The organism is Paraburkholderia sp. BR10141 (assembly GCF_056155635.1).
This window is the reverse complement of the sequence record NZ_JBMIQH010000028.1, coordinates 15,485-36,785: the sequence shown is the minus strand read 5'-3', so window position 1 is coordinate 36,785 and position 21,301 is coordinate 15,485. Positions and strand designations below refer to the sequence as shown.

17 protein-coding genes are annotated in these 21,301 nt (G+C 65.8%); 8 read left to right on the top strand and 9 right to left on the bottom strand.

Features of this window, described 5'->3' with window-relative positions:
- Positions 1 to 2: 2 nt before the first annotated feature.
- From ACOJB8_RS30260 to ACOJB8_RS30250, 3 genes are all read right to left on the bottom strand, one after another.
- Entirely contained in the window at positions 3 to 1,235 is a 1,233-nt protein-coding gene (locus ACOJB8_RS30260; RefSeq protein ID WP_368616237.1) for a DUF1501 domain-containing protein, read from the bottom strand.
- A gap of 69 nt (positions 1,236 to 1,304) precedes the next feature.
- Positions 1,305 to 2,813 (bottom strand): DUF1800 domain-containing protein, encoded by a 1,509-nt coding sequence (locus ACOJB8_RS30255; RefSeq protein WP_475015945.1) that lies wholly within the window; start codon positions 2,811 to 2,813, stop codon positions 1,305 to 1,307.
- 262 nt (positions 2,814 to 3,075) lie between these two features.
- The gene (locus ACOJB8_RS30250; RefSeq protein WP_069268101.1) at positions 3,076 to 3,390 is read right to left on the bottom strand and encodes a hypothetical protein; all 315 of its coding nucleotides are present in this window, start codon (positions 3,388 to 3,390) and stop codon (positions 3,076 to 3,078) included.
- A 251-nt stretch (positions 3,391 to 3,641) separates the two neighbouring features.
- On the opposite strand from ACOJB8_RS30250, the gene ompR reads away from it, so the two are divergent.
- The 3 genes from ompR (at position 3,642) to ACOJB8_RS30235 (ending at position 6,479) form a co-directional block, all read left to right on the top strand.
- On the top strand, positions 3,642 to 4,376 hold the full coding sequence (gene ompR / locus ACOJB8_RS30245) for an osmolarity response regulator transcription factor OmpR (protein ID WP_027814652.1): 735 nt from the start codon (positions 3,642 to 3,644) through the stop codon (positions 4,374 to 4,376).
- Between the two features lie 53 nt (positions 4,377 to 4,429).
- Complete coding sequence (locus ACOJB8_RS30240; RefSeq protein ID WP_069268102.1) at positions 4,430 to 5,779, top strand: ATP-binding protein; 1,350 nt, start codon at positions 4,430 to 4,432, stop codon at positions 5,777 to 5,779.
- 151 nt (positions 5,780 to 5,930) lie between these two features.
- Entirely contained in the window at positions 5,931 to 6,479 is a 549-nt protein-coding gene (locus ACOJB8_RS30235) for a peroxiredoxin (protein ID WP_069268103.1), read from the top strand.
- Between the two features lie 18 nt (positions 6,480 to 6,497).
- Here ACOJB8_RS30235 and ACOJB8_RS30230 read toward each other — a convergent pair whose 3' ends face one another.
- The 3 genes from ACOJB8_RS30230 to ispD all read right to left on the bottom strand — a co-directional run bounded on the left by ACOJB8_RS30230 (position 6,498) and on the right by ispD (position 9,048).
- On the bottom strand, positions 6,498 to 7,643 hold the full coding sequence (locus tag ACOJB8_RS30230; RefSeq protein ID WP_475015911.1) for an acyltransferase family protein: 1,146 nt from the start codon (positions 7,641 to 7,643) through the stop codon (positions 6,498 to 6,500).
- 171 nt (positions 7,644 to 7,814) lie between these two features.
- Positions 7,815 to 8,294, bottom strand: coding sequence for a 2-C-methyl-D-erythritol 2,4-cyclodiphosphate synthase (ispF, locus tag ACOJB8_RS30225; RefSeq protein WP_028213079.1), 480 nt, complete (start codon positions 8,292 to 8,294; stop codon positions 7,815 to 7,817).
- 34 nt (positions 8,295 to 8,328) lie between these two features.
- Positions 8,329 to 9,048: a 2-C-methyl-D-erythritol 4-phosphate cytidylyltransferase gene (gene ispD / locus ACOJB8_RS30220; RefSeq protein WP_069268106.1), complete on the bottom strand. Its 720-nt coding sequence runs from the start codon at positions 9,046 to 9,048 to the stop codon at positions 8,329 to 8,331.
- Positions 9,049 to 9,285: 237 nt separating this feature from the next.
- On the opposite strand from ispD, the gene mfd reads away from it, so the two are divergent.
- The 4 genes from mfd (at position 9,286) to mscL (ending at position 15,829) form a co-directional block, all read left to right on the top strand.
- Positions 9,286 to 12,765, top strand: a complete 3,480-nt coding sequence (gene mfd, locus ACOJB8_RS30215) for a transcription-repair coupling factor (protein WP_342945713.1) — start codon at positions 9,286 to 9,288, stop codon at positions 12,763 to 12,765.
- Positions 12,766 to 12,949: 184 nt separating this feature from the next.
- On the top strand, positions 12,950 to 14,173 hold the full coding sequence (gene argE, locus ACOJB8_RS30210; RefSeq protein WP_069268132.1) for an acetylornithine deacetylase: 1,224 nt from the start codon (positions 12,950 to 12,952) through the stop codon (positions 14,171 to 14,173).
- 21 nt (positions 14,174 to 14,194) lie between these two features.
- Positions 14,195 to 15,205 (top strand): threonine/serine dehydratase, encoded by a 1,011-nt coding sequence (locus ACOJB8_RS30205; RefSeq protein ID WP_069268108.1) that lies wholly within the window; start codon positions 14,195 to 14,197, stop codon positions 15,203 to 15,205.
- 177 nt (positions 15,206 to 15,382) lie between these two features.
- Positions 15,383 to 15,829, top strand: coding sequence for a large conductance mechanosensitive channel protein MscL (mscL, locus tag ACOJB8_RS30200; RefSeq protein WP_069268109.1), 447 nt, complete (start codon positions 15,383 to 15,385; stop codon positions 15,827 to 15,829).
- Positions 15,830 to 15,907: 78 nt separating this feature from the next.
- On the opposite strand, the gene ACOJB8_RS30195 is transcribed toward mscL, so the two are convergent.
- From ACOJB8_RS30195 to ACOJB8_RS30185, 3 genes are all read right to left on the bottom strand, one after another.
- Positions 15,908 to 17,905, bottom strand: coding sequence for a hybrid sensor histidine kinase/response regulator (locus ACOJB8_RS30195; protein ID WP_475015907.1), 1,998 nt, complete (start codon positions 17,903 to 17,905; stop codon positions 15,908 to 15,910).
- A gap of 110 nt (positions 17,906 to 18,015) precedes the next feature.
- Positions 18,016 to 18,516 (bottom strand): response regulator, encoded by a 501-nt coding sequence (locus ACOJB8_RS30190; protein WP_342945710.1) that lies wholly within the window; start codon positions 18,514 to 18,516, stop codon positions 18,016 to 18,018.
- A 75-nt stretch (positions 18,517 to 18,591) separates the two neighbouring features.
- A complete protein-coding gene (locus ACOJB8_RS30185; RefSeq protein ID WP_368616233.1) occupies positions 18,592 to 20,244 on the bottom strand; it encodes a sensor histidine kinase in 1,653 nt (550 codons plus the stop codon).
- 515 nt (positions 20,245 to 20,759) lie between these two features.
- Between ACOJB8_RS30185 and ACOJB8_RS30180 the strand changes: the two genes are divergently transcribed.
- Positions 20,760 to 21,260 (top strand): hypothetical protein, encoded by a 501-nt coding sequence (locus ACOJB8_RS30180; protein ID WP_028206958.1) that lies wholly within the window; start codon positions 20,760 to 20,762, stop codon positions 21,258 to 21,260.
- The last annotated feature ends 41 nt before the right edge of the window (positions 21,261 to 21,301 follow it).

The window sequence follows — 21,301 nt, the reverse complement described above, 5'->3', positions numbered from 1 at the left end:
CGCTACGCGCGCAGCAAGGGCAGCGGCTCGAAGCGCTGCTGCAGCACGGCCTGCGCGTCGAGGCCCCACCACGGGCCTAGCACGGTCGCATAGATCTGCCTGAAATCGACGCCCACCGGCAGATTGCCGTTGCCGTCGAGCCGCGTGAGTTGCGGCGCCTGGCCATAGAGCCCGCCCGCCACCCGCCCGCCCGCGACGAAGTGCGCCGAAGCCGTACCGTGATCGGTGCCGCGGCTTTGATTCTCGCGCACCCGCCGCCCGAATTCCGCATACGTCACGATGAGCGTGCGGTCCCAACGCCCGAGTTCTGCGAGCGCCGAGCGCATCGCCGCCATGCCCGTCGCGAACTGGCGCAGCAAGTCGGCGTGACGCTGCGGCTGGTTCTGATGCGTGTCGAAGCCGTTCAGCGTCAGACGAATCACCGCGACACCGCGCCCCGCCATCGGCGTACCTTGCGGGGTGTCGCTCGAGGCGAGCGCCTGCATGGCCGTTTTGATCGAGGTGCCGAACGCGCCTGGCGGAAACGCAGTCTTCAGCGCGTAATTGCCCGGGCGGGGCCGCAGCGCATCGGCGGCATGCACGATGTCGTTCTCGACGTCGAGGATATGCGCGAGCGCGGGATTGCGTTCCTTGAGCGAGACCGGTGTCACGAGGCGCGAAGCGCGTGCGAACTGTGCCGGATTGACGAGCGCGATGGCGCGCGCGCCGTTCGAGAGCGGCCCCATCTCGGCGCTGCCGAGCACGAGCGCATCGGCGGCGAATCCGGACGGCACCGGCTCGCGTGCAAACGCGCGCGTAAGCCAGCCCTCGCGCAGATATTCGTTGGAGCGCGAAGCCGTGTCCCAGATCTCGATGGACCGAAAGTGCGAAAGATTGGGCTGCGGGTAGCTCACGCCCTGCACGATCGCGAGCTCGTGCGCGCGCCACATCGGCATGAGCGGCGCGAGCGCCGGATGCAGCGCCGTGCGCTCGTCCAGTTGAATCGCCTGTGCGCGCGGCACGCCGATCGTTTGCCGGTAGCTGTAGTAGAGCGGATCGGCAAACGGCACGACGGTGTTGAGGCCGTCGTTGCCGCCCTTGAGCTCGACGAGAATCAGCAGGTTCTCGTAGCCGCTCGCCGTGCCCGCATGCATGGACACCGTGCCTTGCGCGCGCGCAGCGCGAGGCAACCATAGCGTAGTACCCGCCACCGCGGCGGCCGTCGCACCGGCTGCAAGAAAGTCGCGTCGCTTCATGGCTTGCCTCGCTCGTCAGTGCGGCGGCGCACATTGCCGCCAGGGATTCGGCTATTCGTATTCATTGCTTCACTTCAACTGATACACCGGATCCATCAGCAGTGCCTGGAGATACGAACCCGCACGGCTGCCAACTGCAATCGCATCGACGGGCGCCAGCGGCAGGACTGCATGCTGCATTTGCAACTGCGCGGACAAGCCTGGCGTGGCATCGGCGGTGAGACCGTAGCGCGAGAGCCAGCCATCCAGATCGAAGCGCATGCCGCCTTGCAACGCGTCACGCCGCATCGCGTTCGGCGCGTTCTGCATGTTTTGCGGCATGCTTGCGGCGATCCTGGTCGCTGCGGCCGAAGCATGCGGCCGCCCTGCTTCCGTCGCACGAAACAGCTGCTCGACGAACTGCTTGCGCGCGAGCAGCGTCGAGCTATTGATCCACGATGCCCCGCCGGGCCACCCCTTCACGTTCGGCGGATAGAACAGGTTCTCGCCCAACGCGGCCGAGCGGAGCGCGAACGGCAGCGTATCGCCATAGGCCACATCGAAGCGCCGCAGCGTGCCGACGATGAACTCCACAGGCGAACTGACGAGCACACCCCGATTGCGCTCATCCCAGAACGCGGGAGTGACGAAGAGCGCGCGAAGCGCGGCGCCGACGTCATAACCGCTTGCGCGAAAACGATCGGCGACGCTTGCAAGCTGCGCATCGTCGGGCGTCGCGGAGATGAACTCGCGCCAAAGCCTCGCCGACACATACCTGGCAGTTTGCGGCTGCATGAGCAGGATGTCGAGCACCTGGTCGCCGTCGAACGGCCCGCTGCGTCCCAGCACGGTCTTCTCGCCGTCGTCGTGCAAATCGGCGCGCCAGACGAACGCCTGGGTGTCGGGATCGAGACTCCAACCCGTGTAGGCGCGCGCCGCTTCGGCAACGTCGCGCTGCGCGTACTGTCCTTCGCCCAGCGTGAACAGCTCCATCACTTCACGCGCGAAATTCTCGTTGGGCCGGCCCTTGCGATTGCTCGCGCCGTCGAGGTAAAGCAGCATCGCGGGGTCCTTCGCGACCGCATGCAGCATGCTCGCGAAACTGCCCAGCGCATCGCGCCGCAACAGCGCGTTTTGCGCGGCCATCAACTGCGGTTCGCCGACTTTGTCCTGACCCGAGGTGAAGTGGTTGTGCCAGAAGAGCGTCATGCGCTCGGTCAGCGGCGAAGGCGTGACGAGCATCTCGCGCAGCCACCATGCGCGCAATTCGTCATAGCGCGCACCGCGCTGGCGCTGCGCTTGCTGGCGCTCTTCTGGGGTCCACGCGTTGCGCTGCGCCCGACTCGGCGGGACTTCGGCGGTCCACGCGGGCAGCGGCGTGAGCGCCTCGCTGCGCGCGCTGCCGATGAGCCCCGCGACAGCCTGCTCTCGCGAGAGCCCCACATAAGGCTCGACTTCGCTCTCGCGCGGCGCGAAGCCCGTGCGCACGAGAAGATGGCGGGCGTCATCGGCATCGAGCAGTGCATCCGCGCCGTCGTCGGGCGCCGCTGCGCGGGCGGCGGACTGCGCGCTTGCCTTCGACCGTCTGGAGTCGCTCATGATGAATGGGCGCACGACGAATCCGCCGGCGCAATCATTGAAGGTACCGGCTTAACGGCTGCGACGAAACGGATGTTGACAGTGCAATTGCTACGGTATTTTTCAGCGCGTTTCGGCGGCGCAAGCGCGCGAATGCGCGCTTCGAAGCCGGTAAAATCATGAAAGGCGTGAGAAAGGCGTGCATGAGGTGCGAAGAGAAAATCGCGTAAACGTTATTGCGGCACTTTCGCAGCAGAGCGGCATTTACACCGCCTCAGCGGCATTAGCGCTTGTACAGTTCGCGCACGGCGTCTTCGATATGCTGGCGCAGGAGGCGCCGCTCATCAGGCGTCATATGGCCGTCGCGGCGACGCTGATCGAGATCGGGGGGAACCGCGGGACGCTGGTTGATGTCCGACGCGGGGCGCGGGATCGTGTCGCTGCGTACGCGCCGCATCGACGATTTGCCGAACGGCGAGCGAGCGGAGGACTGCGAGTTCTCGTAGCGGTCTGCGGAGGGCTGGGCCCGGGCCGGCACCGACTCCAGTGCAGCCGCCACGCCACCGGCTAGCGCCAGTGCAAGCATGGTGTGGCGCATTGTCGGCCTGACCCCTCCCATCGTTTTGTTCCCTTCTTGACGCGGCAAACGGCTACCTCGAATACATGTGCGAACCCGGCTCGGCGCGGGCATGAATTTTAAAGTCGAATGAAGTATCTACCGAACTGCCGCTTTCCGTAAAGAAGTCTATCTGTCGGTGCTTGCGGTCGTGGCACAGCACGGGTAAATTTTGTAACTGACTGTAACCTGATAATTGGTGCAAACTCGCACCACTATCCAATCGCGCTAAGATGCCAGGCATGGAAACCAAAAACCCGTCCAAAATTCTCGTTGTCGATGACGATCCCCGACTGCGGGACCTGCTGCGCCGCTACCTCGGCGAGCAAGGCTTCAACGTCTATGTGGCCGAAAACGCCCCCGCCATGAACAAGCTGTGGGTGCGCGAGCGTTTCGACCTGCTGGTGCTCGACCTCATGCTGCCAGGCGAAGACGGCCTGTCGATCTGCCGCCGCCTGCGCGGTAGCAACGACCGCACGCCCATCATCATGCTCACCGCCAAGGGCGAGGACGTGGATCGCATCGTCGGCCTCGAAATGGGTGCCGACGACTATCTGCCCAAGCCTTTCAACCCGCGCGAACTCGTCGCCCGCATTCACGCGGTGCTGCGCCGTCAGGCGCCGTCCGAACTGCCGGGCGCGCCCTCGGAAACCACCGAAGTGTTCGAGTTCGGTGAATTCGCGTTGAACCTCGCCACGCGCACGCTCACCAAGGCCGGCCAGGAAATTCCGCTCACCACGGGCGAATTCTCGGTGCTCAAGGTGTTCGCGCGTCATCCGCGCCAGCCGCTCTCGCGCGAAAAGCTCATGGAACTGGCGCGCGGCCGTGAATACGAAGTGTTCGACCGCAGCCTCGACGTGCAGATCTCGCGCCTGCGCAAGCTCATCGAACCCGATCCGGGCAGCCCGCGTTTCATTCAAACGGTCTGGGGCCTCGGGTATGTGTTCATTCCCGACGGCGCCGCGTGATCCTGAATGGTGTCTCGTTGTCTGCACTGCCTCTGTTGAAACGGGAAGGGCCCATGCGGATTGACCGGCGTTTGCTCACGCTCGCGTTCGGCGATCTGTTCTGGCGCACCTTCCTGCTGATCGCCCTTCTCATCGCGGTCAGTCTCGCCGCGTGGTTCCAGAGCTTTCGCGTGATCGAACGGGAGCCGCGCGCGCAGCGCGTGGCGCTCCAGCTCGTCGCGATCGTGAAGCTCACGCGCACCGCACTCCTCTACTCCGATCCCGATCTGCGCCGCGCACTGCTGCAGGATCTCGAGAGTAACGAGGGCGTGCGCGTGTACCCGCGCGAAACCACCGACAAATACAAGCTCCAGCCCGATGAGTCGCTCAATCGCCTGATCGAGCACGACATCCGCGGCCGTCTTGGCGACGACACCGTGATCGCGCAGTCCGTGAACGACATTCCGGGCGTGTGGATCAGCTTCAAGATCGACGAAGACGACTACTGGGTCGCGCTCGACCGCGACCAGCTCGACAATGTCACCGGTTTGCAGTGGGTCGGATGGGGCGTCTCGGCGCTTGCGCTATCGCTTTTCGGGGCGGCCTTCATCACGAGTCTCGTGAACCGGCCATTCGCGCGGCTCGCCATGTCGGCGCGCATGCTGGGCTCGGGGCAGCCGCCTGCGCCCTTGCCTGAGAGCGGCATGGGTGTCGCAGCCGAAACGAATCGCTCGTTCAACCAGATGGTGCGCGACCTCGAGCAGCTGGAGGCCGACCGCGCGCTGATGCTCGCGGGCATCTCGCACGATTTGCGCACGCCGCTCGCGCGCCTGCGCCTCGAGACGGAGATGAGTCCGTCCGACCAGGCCACCAAGGACGCGATGATCGACGACATCGAGCAGATGGACATGATCATCGGCCGCTTCCTCGACTACGCTCGGCCCACCCAGCGCATGCCCGAGCGCGTCGACCTCTCGGTCATTGCCGGCGAGATGGCCGCGCGCATGGCAAGCGAAGACGGCGTGCGTCTCATCACGCGACTCGCGCCCTCGGCCATGATCGAAGCCGACGACACCGACATGCGCCGCGTCGTGGGCAACCTGATCGAGAACGCGCGCAAGTACGGCGCGAGCGAAACGGACGGCATTCCGCACATCATGCTCGAAACGCGCGTCTCGCATTCGCGCGTCGAGCTCTCGGTGGTCGACGAAGGCCCGGGCATTCCCGAGGATCAGCTCCCGCTCGTCACGCGGCCGTTTTACCGCGTCGATACGGCCCGCACGCAGGCCAACGGCACGGGACTCGGCATGGCCATCGTGCAGCGCCTCGTGGGCCGCTATCGCGGCGCGCTGCGCCTGCGCAACCGGCTGCCGGGCCCGGGCCTCGAAGTGACGATCGAGTTCCCGCTCGCCAAGGGCGCCTGAGGCTCGTCCCCTCCTGATCGAGACCCGGCGGCGGCGCACCGCCGCACCACGCGCCGCCCGCACCTGCGACAATCGTTTTCCTGGGCACGCCACGCAGCGCGTGGCGTCAAAGCGGGCCGCCCGGCCCGTCTCTCGTCTGAGGACCTCCGCCATGAAAACCGTCGGCGACAAACTCGAAGCCTTTACCGTCACGGCCGCGAAGCCCGGCTTCAACCATCCCGAAGAAAACGGCGAGTCGGCGTTCACCGAGATCACCGAGCAGACCTTCGCCAACAAGTGGAAGGTCATCTACTTCTACCCCAAGGATTTCACGCTCGTTTGCCCCACCGAGATCGTCGCGTTCGCACGGCTCATCAAGGAATTCGATGACCGCGAAACGGTCGTGATGGGCGGCAGCTGCGATAACGAATATGTGAAGCTCGCCTGGCGACGCGAGGACAAGACGCTCGATCGCCTCAATCACTATTCGTTCGGCGACGTGAAGGGCGAACTCATCGATCAGCTCGGCATACGCGACAAGGAAGCGGGCGTGGCGCTGCGCGCGACGTTCATCGTCGATCCCGACAACACGATCCAGCATGTCACGGTGAACAACCTGAACGTCGGGCGCAGCGCCGAAGAAGTGCTGCGCGTCCTCGATGGGTTGCAGACCGGCGAGCTGTGTCCGGACGGGCGCGAAGTCGGCGGCGGAACGCTCTAGGCCTCGCGCCGTGGCGCATCACGTCTGGCTCGCGGCGGTGCGGGTGGGCAGGCGGTTGCGTATGGCCGTTTCGAGCGGCCGCTTCCACTCGAGCACGCGCTTTTCCAGCACCTGCCACGACAGATGGGCGAGCAACACGGCCAGCGCGAACTGCAAAACGAGCGCGAGGGCCGGCTGTGCAATATCGGGCACATGGAGCCTCGCATAGAGCCCCGGCGCCATGCCAAGGCGCGCCGGCACGAGGTTGTGAAACAGATAGAAGCCGTAGCTGATCGTGCCGAGATATGCGAGCGGCCGCAGTTCCAGCGCTGCGACCAGTACGCTGTCCTGTCGGCGCACGAGCCACAGGAACAGCGCGCCGAGCGAGAGCGCGAGCCCGATGTCGAAGCAGCCCGGCAGCATCGTCACGCTCGTCACGCCTTCGGCGCAGTCAGCACAATCGGCGCGCGCCAGCGCGAAGCCGGCAACCGCCGCACACGCCCCGACGAACCACAACGCGCTCAACACCCCCGGGCGTAATGGCACGCGCGCGCCGCCGATCGCCAGTGCGCCACCGAGCGCAAGCATGGCGAAATTCCACGGCGAGAATGCGTAGATGAGCGGCGCGATCGCCCCTGCTTCGTAGAGCGCGAGATGCGCGCACGCCGCCGCCGCGATGACCACCGCGCAGAGCGCGAGATGGCGCGACGCGCGCACGAACAGCAGCGCAAACGGCGCGACGAGATAGAACTGCTGCTCGACCGCGAGGCTCCAGAAATGCGACACGGTGCCGGGCCAACCGTCGTGCACCACGCCGATCCAGTAATTGGAGAGGAATACGAAATGCCATGCTAGCCCGAGATCGACATCGCGCTGATAGAAGCTCGCATGCGCGATGGTGAGCGCCACGAGCAGCAGGTAATACACGGGAAAAATGCGCAGCGTGCGCTTCATGAAAAAGACGTACAGCAGCGCGGCCGTGCGCGCGCCGTGCTGCTCGATGCGGACCCGATTGCGATGCAACTCACCGATGATCAGATAGCCGCTGATCAGAAAGAACAGCCAGACGCCGATCTTGCCCGCATCGACCGCGTCGACGTGGGCCTTGTGCGAGAGGAACACGAGCACCACTGCCAGCGCCCGCAGGCCATCGAGGCCTTTCACGCGTCTTTCAACTCCCGCCATCGTCCTCCCCACTTCCGGATACCGGTTCAGTATGGGACGAAAAAAACGGAAATTAATCGGCAAGAAAAGCAACGGCGATGATTGCAGCTGCAATCATCGCCGTCAGGTGCGGAGCAGGCACGGGTCCTGCTCGCGCCGTTCAACCCTTCAAAATGACGGTTGAATAACCGCTCATGCGCGCTGCAGCAATACCGCCGCCTGCGCTTCGATCCCTTCGCTGCGGCCGAGATAGCCGAGCTTTTCATTCGTCTTCGCTTTCACGTTGACGCGCTCGACCGGCAGGTTCAGGTCTTCGGCGATCGTCTTGCGCATCGATTCGATGTGCGGCGCGAGCTTGGGCGCCTGTGCGATCACCGTGGTATCGACGTTCATGAGGGTGAAGCCCGCCTCCTGCACGCGGCGCAGACATTCGCGCAGCAGCACGCGGCTGTTCGCGCCGTAGAACTGCTTGTCGGTATCGGGGAAATGGCGGCCGATGTCGCCGAGCGCGGCGGCGCCGAACAGCGCGTCGGTGATGGCGTGCAGCAGCACGTCGGCGTCCGAGTGGCCGAGCAGGCCGCGATCGTAGGGGATCGTCACGCCGCCGAGCACGAGCGGGCGGCCCGGCACCAGCGCGTGCACGTCGTAGCCTTGTCCGATTCTGATGTCCATGTTTGGGGTTCCGGGTAAAGGGATTGCGGCGCGCTTACTCCGCGGGCCGGCTGAGGATCGCTTCGGCGAGCGCGAAATCTTCGGGGTACGTCACCTTGAAGTTGCGCAGGCTGCCCTGCACGAGTCGCGGCGCGTGGCCGAGCCACTCGATCGCGCTCGCTTCGTCAGTGAGATCGTGGCCGTCCTGCTGCGCGCGCTCGATGGCCGTGCGCAGCATGCCGATGCGGAACATCTGCGGGGTCTGGGCCTGCCAGAGGCCGTCGCGCGATTCGGTGCGCGCGATATGCGCGCCGGGCGCCGCGGGGTCCTTCGGCGCGACGCGCTTGAGCGTGTCGGCCACCGGCAGCGCCATGATGCCGCCCACGGGGTCGTCCTTGAGCGACTCGACGAGCGCGCGGATCAGCGCCGGCGTGATGCCGGGACGCGCGGCGTCGTGCACGAGCACCCAGTCGTCGTCGGTTGCGCCGAATTCGGCGAGCGCGGCGAGGCCGTTATAGACCGTAGCCTGGCGCGAGGCGCCGCCGCAGCGGCGCACGGCAAAGCGCAGGCCGCCGAAGCGCCGGGCGTCGAAGTGGTTATCGTCGGGAGAAATCACCACGAGCGTCTGCGAGAATTCGTTGCAGGCGTCAAAAGCGGCAAGCGTATAGTGCAGGAGGTCGCGTCCGGCAACGATTCGATATTGTTTCGGCATGGCCGAGCCCGACCGGCTGCCGGTACCGGCGCACGGAATCAGGGCAAAGAGGCGTGAAGTCACGGTGTCGCGAGCCGCATGAGTCAAATTAAAGGACGGATTTTATAATAGGTCCCTTACCCGCACGCCGGACGCCCGCAAAACGGCCCTGGAATGCCCGCGCAACGTAAGGAAAAGCGCGCCGAATTCACTTGAAGACCGCAAACCGGCCCCCATATCCCGGTGTTGCACCGTGCCCGAACTGAACTGGCCACCATACCGACACAAGCGCCGACACAAACGTCGGCCACCCTGTTGCCCATGTCCGATATCGCCGCTTCCTCGCAATCCCCGTCCCCCGTTGCCGTCGTCAAGCCGGGGCAGCGCTACGCGTTCGACGGCACGCACGGCTCGTCCGACGCGCTCCTGATCGCCCGCTACCGCGAGGCCGCGCGCGCCAGCGCCGCCCGTGCGCCGCTGCTGGCCGTGATCTGCGCGAGCGCCGTGGACGCGCAGCGCCTCGCCCAGGAGATTCCGTTCTTCGCGCCCGAGGCGCGCGTGCGCCTGTTGCCCGACTGGGAAACGCTGCCGTACGACACGTTCTCGCCGCATCAGGACCTCGTTTCCGAGCGCCTCGCGACGCTGCACGATCTCGGCGAAGGCCGCTGCGACATTCTCATCGTGCCGGCCACCACGGCGCTCTACCGCATGCCGCCCGCCTCGTTCCTCGCGGCGTATACGTTCTCGTTCTCGCAGGGCGAACGCCTCGACGAAGCGAAGCTCAAGTCGCAGCTCACGCTCGCGGGCTACGAGCACGTGAGCCAGGTGGTGCGCCCGGGCGAATATTGCGTGCGCGGCTCGCTCATCGACCTCTTTCCGATGGGCTCGCCGCTGCCCTACCGCATCGACCTCTTCGACGACCAGGTCGACTCGATCCGCGCGTTCGATCCGGACAGCCAGCGCAGCCTCTATCCCGTGAAGGACGTGCGCCTGCTGCCCGGCCGCGAATTCCCGTTCGACGAAGCCGCGCGCACGGCGTTTCGCAGCCGCTGGCGCGAGGTGTTCGAGGGCGACCCGAGCCGCGCGACGATCTACAAGGACATGGGCAACGGCGTGCCGTCAGCGGGCATCGAATACTACCTGCCGCTCTTTTTCGAAGAAACGGCCACGCTCTTCCACTACCTGCCGGAAAACGCGCAGCTGGTGTTCTCGGGCGACCTCGACGCCTCGATCCGCCGCTTCACGAACGACACGAAGCAGCGCCACAACTTCCTCTCGCATGACCGCGAGCGGCCGATCCTGGAGCCGCAGCGACTCTTCCTGACCGACGAGGACTTCTTTACGTTCGCGAAGCCGTTCGCACGTCTCGTGCTGCCCGCCACGAGCGCGGGCGGCTGGGCCACGGCGCTGCCGAACCTCGCGATCGACCGCCACGCCGACGACCCGCTCGCGTCGCTGCGCACGTACCTCGAAACGACGAAGAACCGCGTGCTGTTCGCGGTGGAATCGGCGGGCCGGCGCGAAACCATCGCGCAGTTGCTCGCCGACAACCATCTGCGCCCCGCGGGCGCGGACAGCTTCGAGGACTGGCTCACCGGCGACGAGCGTTTCACGATGGGCGTCGCGCCCCTCTCCACGGGCTTCTCGCTGCCGGGCGAGGAACTCGCGGTCATCACCGAGACCGAGCTTTACGGCCCGCTCGCGCGCCGCGCCGGGCGCCGTCGCCAGGAACAGGCGAGCAACGTCGATTCGATGGTGCGCGACCTTTCCGAGCTGAAAGTGGGCGATCCGGTGGTCCATGCGCAGCATGGCATCGGCCGTTATCACGGTCTGGTGACGATGGACCTCGGCGAAGGCGACACCGAGTTCCTGCACCTCGAATATGCGAACGGCAGCAAGCTCTACGTGCCGGTATCGCAACTGCATGTGATTTCGCGCTACAGCGGCGCCGATCCCGATAGCGCGCCGCTGCATGCGCTCGGTTCGGGCCAGTGGGAAAAGGCGCGCCGCAAGGCCGCGCAGCAGATCCGCGACACGGCCGCCGAGCTTTTGAACCTCTACGCACGCCGCGCCGCGCGCGAGGGCCACGCGTTCGCGCTCGAGCCGCGAGACTATGTCAAGTTCGCGGAGAGTTTCGGTTTCGAGGAAACGCCGGACCAGGCCGCCGCGATCGCCGCGGTCATCGGCGACATGACGAGCGGCAAGCCGATGGACCGCCTCGTCTGCGGCGACGTGGGCTTCGGCAAAACGGAAGTGGCATTGCGCGCGGCGTTCATCGCCGTGATGGGCGGCAAGCAGGTGGCAATCCTCTCGCCCACCACGCTGCTCGCCGAGCAGCACACGCAGACCTTCACGGACCGCTTCGCCGACTGGCCCGTGCGCATCGCCGAGCTGTCGCGCTTCAAGTCCGCCAAGGAAGTGAGCGGCTCGATCCAGCAGATCAACGACGGCAGCGTCGATATCGTGATCGGCACGCACAAGCTGCTTTCGTCCGATGTACAGTTCAAGCGCCTCGGGCTCGTGATCATCGACGAGGAACACCGTTTCGGCGTGCGTCAGAAGGAGGCGCTCAAGGCGCTGCGCGCGGAAGTCGACGTGCTCACGCTCACCGCCACGCCGATTCCGCGTACGCTCGGCATGGCGCTCGAAGGCCTGCGCGACTTCTCCGTGATCGCGACCGCGCCGCAAAAGCGCCTCGCCATCAAGACGTTCGTGCGCCGCGAAGAAGACAGCGTGATTCGCGAGGCCATGCTGCGCGAACTCAAGCGCGGCGGTCAGGTGTACTTCCTTCACAACGAGGTCGAGACCATCGAGAACCGCCGTGCGATGCTCGAAGCGCTCGTGCCGGAAGCGCGCATCGCCGTGGCGCACGGCCAGATGCACGAGCGCGAACTCGAAGCCGTGATGCGCGATTTCGTAGCGCAACGCGCGAACGTGCTGCTCTGCACGACGATCATCGAGACCGGCATCGACGTGCCGACGGCGAACACGATCCTCATCCACCGTTCCGACAAGTTCGGCCTCGCGCAGCTGCACCAGCTGCGCGGCCGTGTCGGGCGTTCGCACCACCAGGCGTACGCGTATTTGCTCGTGCACGATCCGCAAGGGCTCACGAAGCAGGCGCAACGCCGGCTCGAAGCCATTCAGCAGATGGAGGAACTCGGTTCGGGCTTCTATCTGGCGATGCACGACCTCGAGATTCGTGGCACGGGCGAGGTGCTCGGCGACAAGCAGTCGGGCGAGATCCAGGAGATCGGCTTCCAGCTGTATACGGACATGCTCAACGACGCCGTGAAGGCGCTGAAAGACGGCCGCGAGCCCGATCTCAACGCGCCGCTCGCGGCGACCACCGAGATCAACCTGCACGCGCCCGCCATCCTGCCCGCCGACTATTGCGGCGACGTGCAGGAGCGCCTGTCGCTCTACAAGCGGCTCGCGAACTGCGAGCACGACGATTCGATCGACGGCATTCAGGAAGAGCTGATCGACCGGTTCGGCAAGATGCCCGCGCAAGCGCATGCGCTGATCGAAACGCACCGTCTGCGTCTGGCGGCCAAGCCCCTCGGCATCACGAAGATCGATGCGGGCGAAGCGGTCATCGGCCTGCAGTTCGTGCCGAATCCGCCCGTGGACGCCATGCGCATCATCGAGATGGTGCAGAAGCACAAGCACATCAAGCTCGCGGGGCAGGACAAGCTGCGCATCGAAACGCGCAGCCCCGATCTCGCGGTACGTGTTGCGACCGTGAAGGAAACGTTGCGCGCGCTCGGTGCGCCCAATCGCGCTGGCGCATCGCGCTGAACGCCTTTTCATCATCTTCGGACGCCCGCGCGGATTGCCCTCTGCGCGGGCGTTTTCACGTCATGCTGCAACGCGCCATGCCCAGCGCAGTCGCCCGCTGCGTGGGACGCCATACGGCTCGCGGCTTTGGCTTGCCGTATTCTTTTTGGGTAAGATGAAGAATACAAGCAAGCTGGAGTCCAACATGTCCCTCGCCGCTGAAGCAGCGCAGTCGTCCACGCCTTCCGCCTCCCTTCCCGCCTCGCTTGCCTGGGTCACCCGTCTGGTTTCGATGGATACGGTCAGCCGCCATCCGAATCTCGGCCTGATCGAGACCGTGCGCGACGATCTGCGCGCGCGCGGCATCGAATCGACGCTCACCTATGGCCGCGACGGCAAATGGGCCAACCTGTTCGCCACGATCCCCGCGCACAACGGCGAAACGAACGGCGGCATCGTGCTCTCCGGCCACACCGACGTGGTGCCCGTGGACGGCCAGAAATGGGACAGCGACCCATTCAAGCCCGAGATTCGCGACGGGCTGCTCTATGGCCGCGGCACCTGCGACATGAAGGGTTTCATCGGCGCGGCGCTCACGCTCCTGCCTGAGATCCAGCAGACGAAGCTTGCCAAGCCCTTGCACCTCGCGCTCTCGTTCGACGAGGAAGTAGGCTGCGTAGGCGCGCCGCTCATGATCGAAGAACTCGTGAAGCGCGGTGTGAAGCCTGAAGGCTGCATCGTGGGCGAGCCCACGAGCATGCGCCCCATCGTCGCGCACAAGGGCATCAACGCGTACCAGTGCTGCGTGCGCGGGCAGGCCGCTCATTCGTCGCTCACGCCGCGCGGCCTGAACGCGATCGAGTACGCGGCGCGCCTCATCTGCTACATCCGCGACATGGCCGACGAGTTCCGCGCGAACGGTCCGTTCGACGAGCTTTACGACGTGCCGTTCACGACCGCGCAGACGAGCACGATCGAAGGCGGCAACGCGATCAACACGGTGCCCGCCGAATGCCGCTTCGCGTTCGAGTTCCGCAATCTGCCGACGCTCGACCCCGACACGATCTTCGCGCGCATCGAGCAGTACGCACGCGAAACGCTGGTGCCGAAGATGCAGCGCGAGCACGCGGTGGGCGCAATCGAGTTCACGAAGATCGCCGCCGCCCCCGGCCTCGACGCCACCGAGCAAGCCGCGATTACGCAGCTCGTGCGCGCGCTCACTGCCGATCAGGCGCGACGCAAGGTGGCCTATGGCACCGAGGCGGGCCTGTTCGCACGCGCGGGCATTCCGAGCGTGGTGTGCGGCCCCGGCGACATCCAGCAGGCGCACAAGCCGAACGAATACGTCTCGCTCGAACAGCTCGCGGCCTGCGAAGGTTTCCTGCGCAAGCTCGTGCACGGCATGTCCGTCGAAGCCCTGGCACAGTAACCACGTCGGACGCGCACCATCATGTCCACCGCCGCGCCGCTGCCCACCAGTCACACGATCGACGGTGAGGCGATCCCCACGCTCGACGAGATCGCCTCGCAGCATTTCGCGCTCGCTCCGTGGGTGCTGCGCACGCCGGTGTTCGACCGCCACGATCTGTCCACGCTCGAAGCGACACTCGTGAACTTCAAGTTCGAGCTGCTGCAGTCGAGCGGCACCTTCAAGGTGCGCGGCGCATTCACGCATCTGCTCGCCCTCGACGCCGCGCAACGCAGCGCGGGCGTCACGTGCGTTTCGGGCGGCAATCACGCAATTGCAGTGGCGTACGCGGCGATGCGCCTTGGCATCAGCGCGAAGGTCGTGCTCTTTCGCTCCGCGAGCGCGGCACGCGTCGCGCAGTGCAAGCGCTTTGGCGCAGAAATCGTCGTGGCGGGCAACAGCAGCGAGGCGTTCGAGATCGTGCGCCGTATCGAGACCGACGAGGGACGCTATTTCGTGCATCCCTTCAACGGCTATCGCACGGTGCTCGGCACGGCCACGCTCGGCTACGAATGGGCCACCCAGGCGCCCGATCTCGACGCGGTCGTCGTGCCGATCGGCGGCGGCGGGCTCGCAGCGGGCGTCGCCACCGCGCTGCGGCTCGCGAATCCCCGCGTGCACGTGTATGGCGTCGAGCCCGAGGGCGCGGACGTGATGGCGCGCAGCTTCGCCGCGAACCATACGGTGCGCCTGACCCACATGCACTCGATCGCCGACTCGCTCATGGCGCCGCATGCGGAGCAATACAGCTATACGCTGTGCCGCCGTCATCTCGAGCGCGTCGTTACGGTCTCCGACGACGCCTTGCGCAGCGCGATGCGCGTGCTCTTCGAGCAACTCAAACTCGCCGTCGAGCCTGCTTGCGCCACCGCCACGGCGGGCTTGCTCGGGCCGCTGCGCGACACGCTGCAAGGCAAACGCGTCGGCGTGCTGCTGTGTGGCACCAACACCGATCCAGCGACCTTTCACCAGCAGATCTCGCTTGCGCGCTAACTCAGCGCACGCGCGGTGGGCACGCCGCATGCGTTCGCCGGGACTCCGTCGCCGGTCCCCGTCAAAAGGTCAGGGAATGTCAAATTGCTACCGCGATACGGATGCGTTCGCTATGATTGCGCCAATACGCCGTATTGACCCCAGCCCCGTGCTGCACCATTCAGGGAGAGCCCGCTCATGAGCATCGTCCAGGAGTTCAAGGAATTCGCCGTCAAAGGCAACGTGATGGATCTCGCCGTCGGTGTGATCATCGGCGGTGCGTTCTCGAGCATTGTCAACTCGATCGTGAAAGACCTCATCATGCCGGTCATCGGCGTGATCACGGGCGGCCTCGACTTCTCGAACATGTTCGTTCGGCTCGGCCATATTCCGGCCAGCTACAAAGGCAACCCCGAGTCGTACAAGGATCTGCAGACCGCGGGCGTGGCCGTGTTCGGCTATGGCTCGTTCATTACCGCGGTGATCAACTTCGTCATTCTCGCGTTCATCATCTTTCTGATGGTGAAGTTCATCAACAAGCTGCGCCAGCCGCAAGCCGCCGCGCCCGCCGAGCCGCCGCCCACGCCGGAAGACGTGCTGCTGCTGCGCGAGATCCGCGATTCGTTGCAGAACAATCCGCGCTAAGCCCGCACGAGCGCCCAGACAAAAGCCCGCGCCGCCGCAAGGTCGCGCGGGCTTTTTTGTGCCCGGATCGAGACAGCGTCAGGGACGAGGCGCGGCGGAATCGGACTCGGCCGCCGCGCTGCGCGCCGCTGCGGCCTCTTCAATGAGCCGTTCGAGCTGCTCGAAGTTGACGGGCTTCGTGAGGTGCGCGGTAAAGCCCGCTTCCACGCTGCGTCGCACGTCGTCGTCGGTGCCGAAGCCGGTGAGCGCAACAGCGGGCGCCGTTGATTGCGCACGAAACGCCCGGATGAAGTCGATGCCCGAGCCATCCGGCAGGCCGATATCGCTCACCACGAGGTCAAAGGCCATGCTGGCCGTGAGCGCGAGCGCGCCGGCCACGCTGCCCGCCACCGCCACCTCGTGGCCGCCCGCGCGCATCAGATGCGACATGACCTCGGCGGTGTCCTCGTGATCTTCGATCAACAGGATGTTCATCGCGCCCACCGGGTGCCGCCCGCGCAGCTCGGCGGTCGCGGCCGCCCCTTCGCCTCGCGCCGCAGTCGGCAGCACGATCGTGAAGGTCGCGCCACAATGCGCGCCGGGGCTCTTCGCGCTCACGTTACCGCCGTGCGCCTCGGTCAGCGCCCGCGTCACGGCAAGGCCTAGACCGAGTCCGCCGAACTGGCGCGTGAGATTGTGGCTGCCCTGCTCGAAGGCATGAAAGAGCTTGCCGATTTGCTCGGGCGCAATGCCGATGCCCGTATCCTCGACCTCGATCTCTACCTGCATGCGCTCGTCGCGCGTGCGCACGTAGATGTGGCCCCCGTCTGGCGTGAACTTCGCGGCGTTGCGCACGAGGTTCCAGAGCATCTGCTGCAGGCGCGCACGGTCGCCGCGCACGTAATGCTGCTGCGCGCGCAGATCGACGTGGACGTCCTGCTGTTTGATCTGGATTTCGCTATGGAAGAGCTCGAGCACGGCCTCGATCACCTCGTGGACATCGACGGTCTCCAGCGCAAGGCTCAGCTTGCCGTTGGCCACGCGCGTGAGATCGAGCAGGTCGTCGATCAGACGCGCCTCGAGCTCGATATTGCGGCGGATCATCAGCACGCCCGCGCGCGCCGCATCGGGCAGGCCCGGGATCTGCTCCAGCAGACGCGTGCCCGCGAGCACCGGCGTGAGCGGCGTGCGCAGCTCGTGCGAAAGCATGGCGAGGAAGCGGTCTTTCGCGCGGTTGGCTTCTTCAGCGGTCTGCCGCGCGGCCTGCTCCGAGGCGAGCAGGCGCTCGCGCTCCTGGGTCGCTTCACGCTGTGCGTCGATGTCGGTGCAACTGCCGAACCATTTGTTCACGCCGCCGCGCGGGTCGCGCATCGGAACGATTCGGACATCGAACCATCGATAAGCGCCATCGTCGCGGCGAATCCGCAATTCGTGGCGATAATCGGCGGCGCCGCTGCTCACGGCCTTGAGCCAGGTGTGGCGAATCTCTTCGCGGTCGTCGGCATGCACGGCGTCGAGCCAAGCGAGACCGTGTGACTGGCCCGCGTCGAGACCCGTGTAGTCGAGCCACTGCTTCGAGACGAAGTCGCAATTGCCGTCCGCGCCGCAGGTGAGCACGAGGTGCGGCAAGGCTTCGGAGAGCGTGCGATAGTGCTCTTCGCGGTCGCGCAGGAGCAGCGCTTCGTCGGAGGCGCGCTGCAGCGCGACCTGCGATAGCACGCGCGCGACGGCTTCAGGCAGATAGTCGAGGTAGTCACCCGATTTCGGCACCACGTCCGAGACGCCCGCGCGCAACGCGGCGATCACGCGGGACTCGTCGGTGAAACCGGTCACGAGAATGGCCGGCACGCGCACGTCGTCGGCACGCAGACGGCGGAAGAAGTCAAGGCCCGTTTCCGCGCCGTCGAGCTGATAGTCGAGCACCAGCACGTCGGGCGTTTGCACGGCGAGCAGCGCGCGCGCCTCCCCGACACCTGTGCAGGTGTCCACGCGCGCCCCGGCGCGCAGCAGCGATTTGCGTGCGAGGCGCAGGATGCCTTCGTCGTCGTCGACGACGAGCACGCGCGCGCCGTCCAGCATCGTGGGTTCCTCAGTCATGCGCGAAGCGTCCCTTCGGGCACGGGTCCGGTTTGCCGCCGTTCTTGCCGCCGTTGTTCCATTCGATTGCCAATGCGTGATGAATCCATGCTTGATGCATGCGTAGTGCGTTATCGGGCGCCGCCCGGCCGGGGCTGAACGAAGCGATGTCCCGGCGGCAGCTTGACGACCTGGAGAAAGAAGCCGAGCCGGCGAACGGCCTCGATGAACGCGTCATATTCGACCGGTTTCGTGATGTACACGTTGCAACCGAGCTCATAGCAGCGTTCGATTTCGCGCGGGTCGTCGGTGGTCGTGAGCACGATCACCGGCACCGACGCCGTGGCGGACTCCGCTTTCAGGCGCCGCAGCACTTCGAAGCCGTCCACACGTGGCATACGCAGGTCGAGCAGCACGACAAAATTGCCGAGTGTGTCGCGCGACGGCCAGTTCGCGTGCGCAGCCGGGTGATCGCCCGGGGTGCCGAAAAAATAATCGAGCGCCTCCTGGCCGTCGCGAAAGCGCAGAAAACCGTTCGAGATCCCCGAACGCCGCAGGTTACGCTCGACCAGCGTGGCGTGCCCGTCGTCGTCTTCGATCAGCACGATGCTGACCTGTTCCCCGTTCGTCATCTCGACTCTCCTACGACCTGCATGAATTTTTTAAGGCTTGTTGAAAGCTTGCCGCGCAGCGGGCCAGAATACCCGCTATGTGGTACGCAACGGCTGGTCCGGCAGCGCGACGAAGAACGTCGAGCCCGCGCCCTCAGTCGATTCGACCCAGACGCGCCCGCCATGCCGCTCCGCAATCCGCCTGGCGAGCGCGAGGCCGGTGCCCTGCCCGGGCGATTCTCCGCCGTGCAGCCGCTGAAAGGCGCGGAACAGCTTCGGCAGATACGCCTGCGCGATACCGACGCCATTGTCGCGCACAAAATAAGTCCGCGTACGTTCGCCAGGCGCTCCGCCCGCTGATTTTCCGGGGTCCTTTCCCGCGCTTTTGCCGGGTTCGCCGGCGGATTGCGCGCCGGCCTCCAGCGCGCCTATCTCGACCCGGCCCGGGCGCGCGGTATCGAGATGCTGCAGCGCGTTCTCGATGAGGTTGCCGAAGATCTGCTCGAGCGCGGCGGGATCGCCCCACGCGGGCGGCAACTCGCCCACTTCGATACGCGCGGCCTTCGTGCGTTCCTCGGCGAGGCCACCGAGCACGCGCTCGACGAGCCGCGCGACGTTGACGCGCTGCCAGCGGTATTCGAGGCGTCCGGCGCGCGAGATGCGCAGCAGCGCGTCGATGATGGCCGCCGCGCGCGCCACCGCCTGACGCAGGTACTTCAGCGATTCGTCGACATCGCCGTCGAGCACTTCGGCCATCGCGCGATATTCGTGTTCGGGCAGCCCCGCCGCCTCGACCTGCGTGCGCAAGTCGTCGCACGATACCTGCAGCTCCTTCGAAAAACCCTGCAGGTTCACGAGCGGCGAGCGCAAATCGTGCGACACGCTGTAGATGAACATCTCGTTGTCCTGACTCTCCTGGCGCAAATGCTCGTTGGCGCTCGCGAGATCCGCGGCGCGCGCCTGCAGCTGCGCCTTCAGCGCGGTCTGTTCGCGCTCGGCCACGCGCAGACGCGCGCTGGTCTGATGCAGCACCGCATCGAGCGCCGCGATTTCATCGTCGCCGGAGAGCGGCGGCGCGAGCGGCGCCCCATCGCCCAGACGCTCGGCGTTCGCGCCGAGCGCGGCGAGGCGCGCACCCACGTTGCGCGCAAACGCCATAGCCGTGAACGCCCAGATCAGCATCGAGCCCACCACGGCGAAAATCAGCGCGTCCTGCTGGCGCTCGCGCGTCTCGCGCAGCATTGCGGCGCGGGCCTCGTCGAGCCGCGTCTCCTCGGCGATGAACTCGCCCAGCACCTCGCGCACCGTCTCGATCTCGGGCGGCATGCCGTTGGCCGCCGCGCGCGCAAACGGCGCGCTATGCCCCGTGCGCAGCGCATCGGCGATATCACCCGCTTCCTTGCGCCATGCATAGGCGGCGTCGCGCATGCGCTCGACGCGCGCGAGCTGGGGCGGATTGTCGGCGACCATGCGCGCGAGCAGCGTGATGCGATCGGAGAACTCGGTCCAGACAGCGTGACGATCGATGAAGGAAGGGTCTTCGAGCACGATGCCGGTGCGCACGCGCGCGGCTTCGCGCAGCAACGGGTCGACGAGACTGTTGGCTTGCCAAAGGATTTGCTGCGTGTTCTCGGCGCGTTTGGCCGCGAGCGCGGCCTTTCCCTGTGTGTCGAACACGACGCCGAGCAGCGCCAGTTCGACGATGCTCGGAATCGCGATCAGCAAGAGCCCCTTGGCGAAGAGTTTCATGTCGGTCCGGTTCGGTGGCGGGTCCGGGCGGCGCGCCGTGCTTTTCGCCATGCTTTTTGCAATGCGTTTTGCAGGTACTCGCGCCGAGTGCGCCCTCGCGATGCCAGTTGGCTGAGGGCGCCCTGGGGCAACCGCGGGCACCAGAACCGCAACATTATCTGCGCGATTTTTCAGGATGACAATGTATGTGACACCCCACAACTCCCGTCGTGGAAAACCCGCTTTTTTGCGGCAATTCGCCACACCGAGCGCACACACAGGTCTATTATTGAGACGGAGACAAGCGAGAGAGCGCCGGGATATCTACATGAGCGCGACGTGCGATCCGGCATGGCGTTTGCGAACGCGATGAGGGTTTTGAAACAGGGGCAGCAAACCGCGCCGCGCAGGCCGGATCGCTTCAGGCGGTCCGCGCGCCGTCAAAGCGGACCGTCCCCATCTCTATCCTCATGAACACTGCAAATCCGTGTGCTATAAAGGATCGACGTGCGGCGCACCAGTCCGGGAGTGGTCGCATGGGAACGCTGCGTGTACTGCAATCCACCTTTTTCAGGCGAATTTTTATGTCCTTCCCGAAAAAGCGCAAACGCGTCAAGGCAGACGGCGATGAGTCATTTCTCGCCGTGCTGAGTCATTTCAAACCGTTCGGCCAACTCGATACCAAGATCGCGCGTGCGCGCGCGCAGGACGAGCCCGTGCTCTATGCGCATATCCTGCCGGGGCTCGACGTGCTCCTGTGCAGCGTGCGCGGTGCGCAGCCGCCCTATCCGGGCACGAGCGAGTTGCGCAAGCGCTGCATCGAATCGATCGCTCACGCGCTCGAGCAGCCGATCGAAGGCCTCGAAAACGGCGGTTACTGGTACGAGGCGGACGGCTTCGGCTTTCTGGTGTTCGCGAGCCGCGCGCGCGGCCGGGTCCTGCCCGAGTTCGGCGCAGCGCGTCCGACCATGACCACACGGCGCGTGACGCGCCGCCAGGACGCCGCCGGCGACACCGCACCGCGCTCGTTGCGCTAGGGCGCGCTTCCAACGAAGTTCACCATGCCACTGCGCCGGTC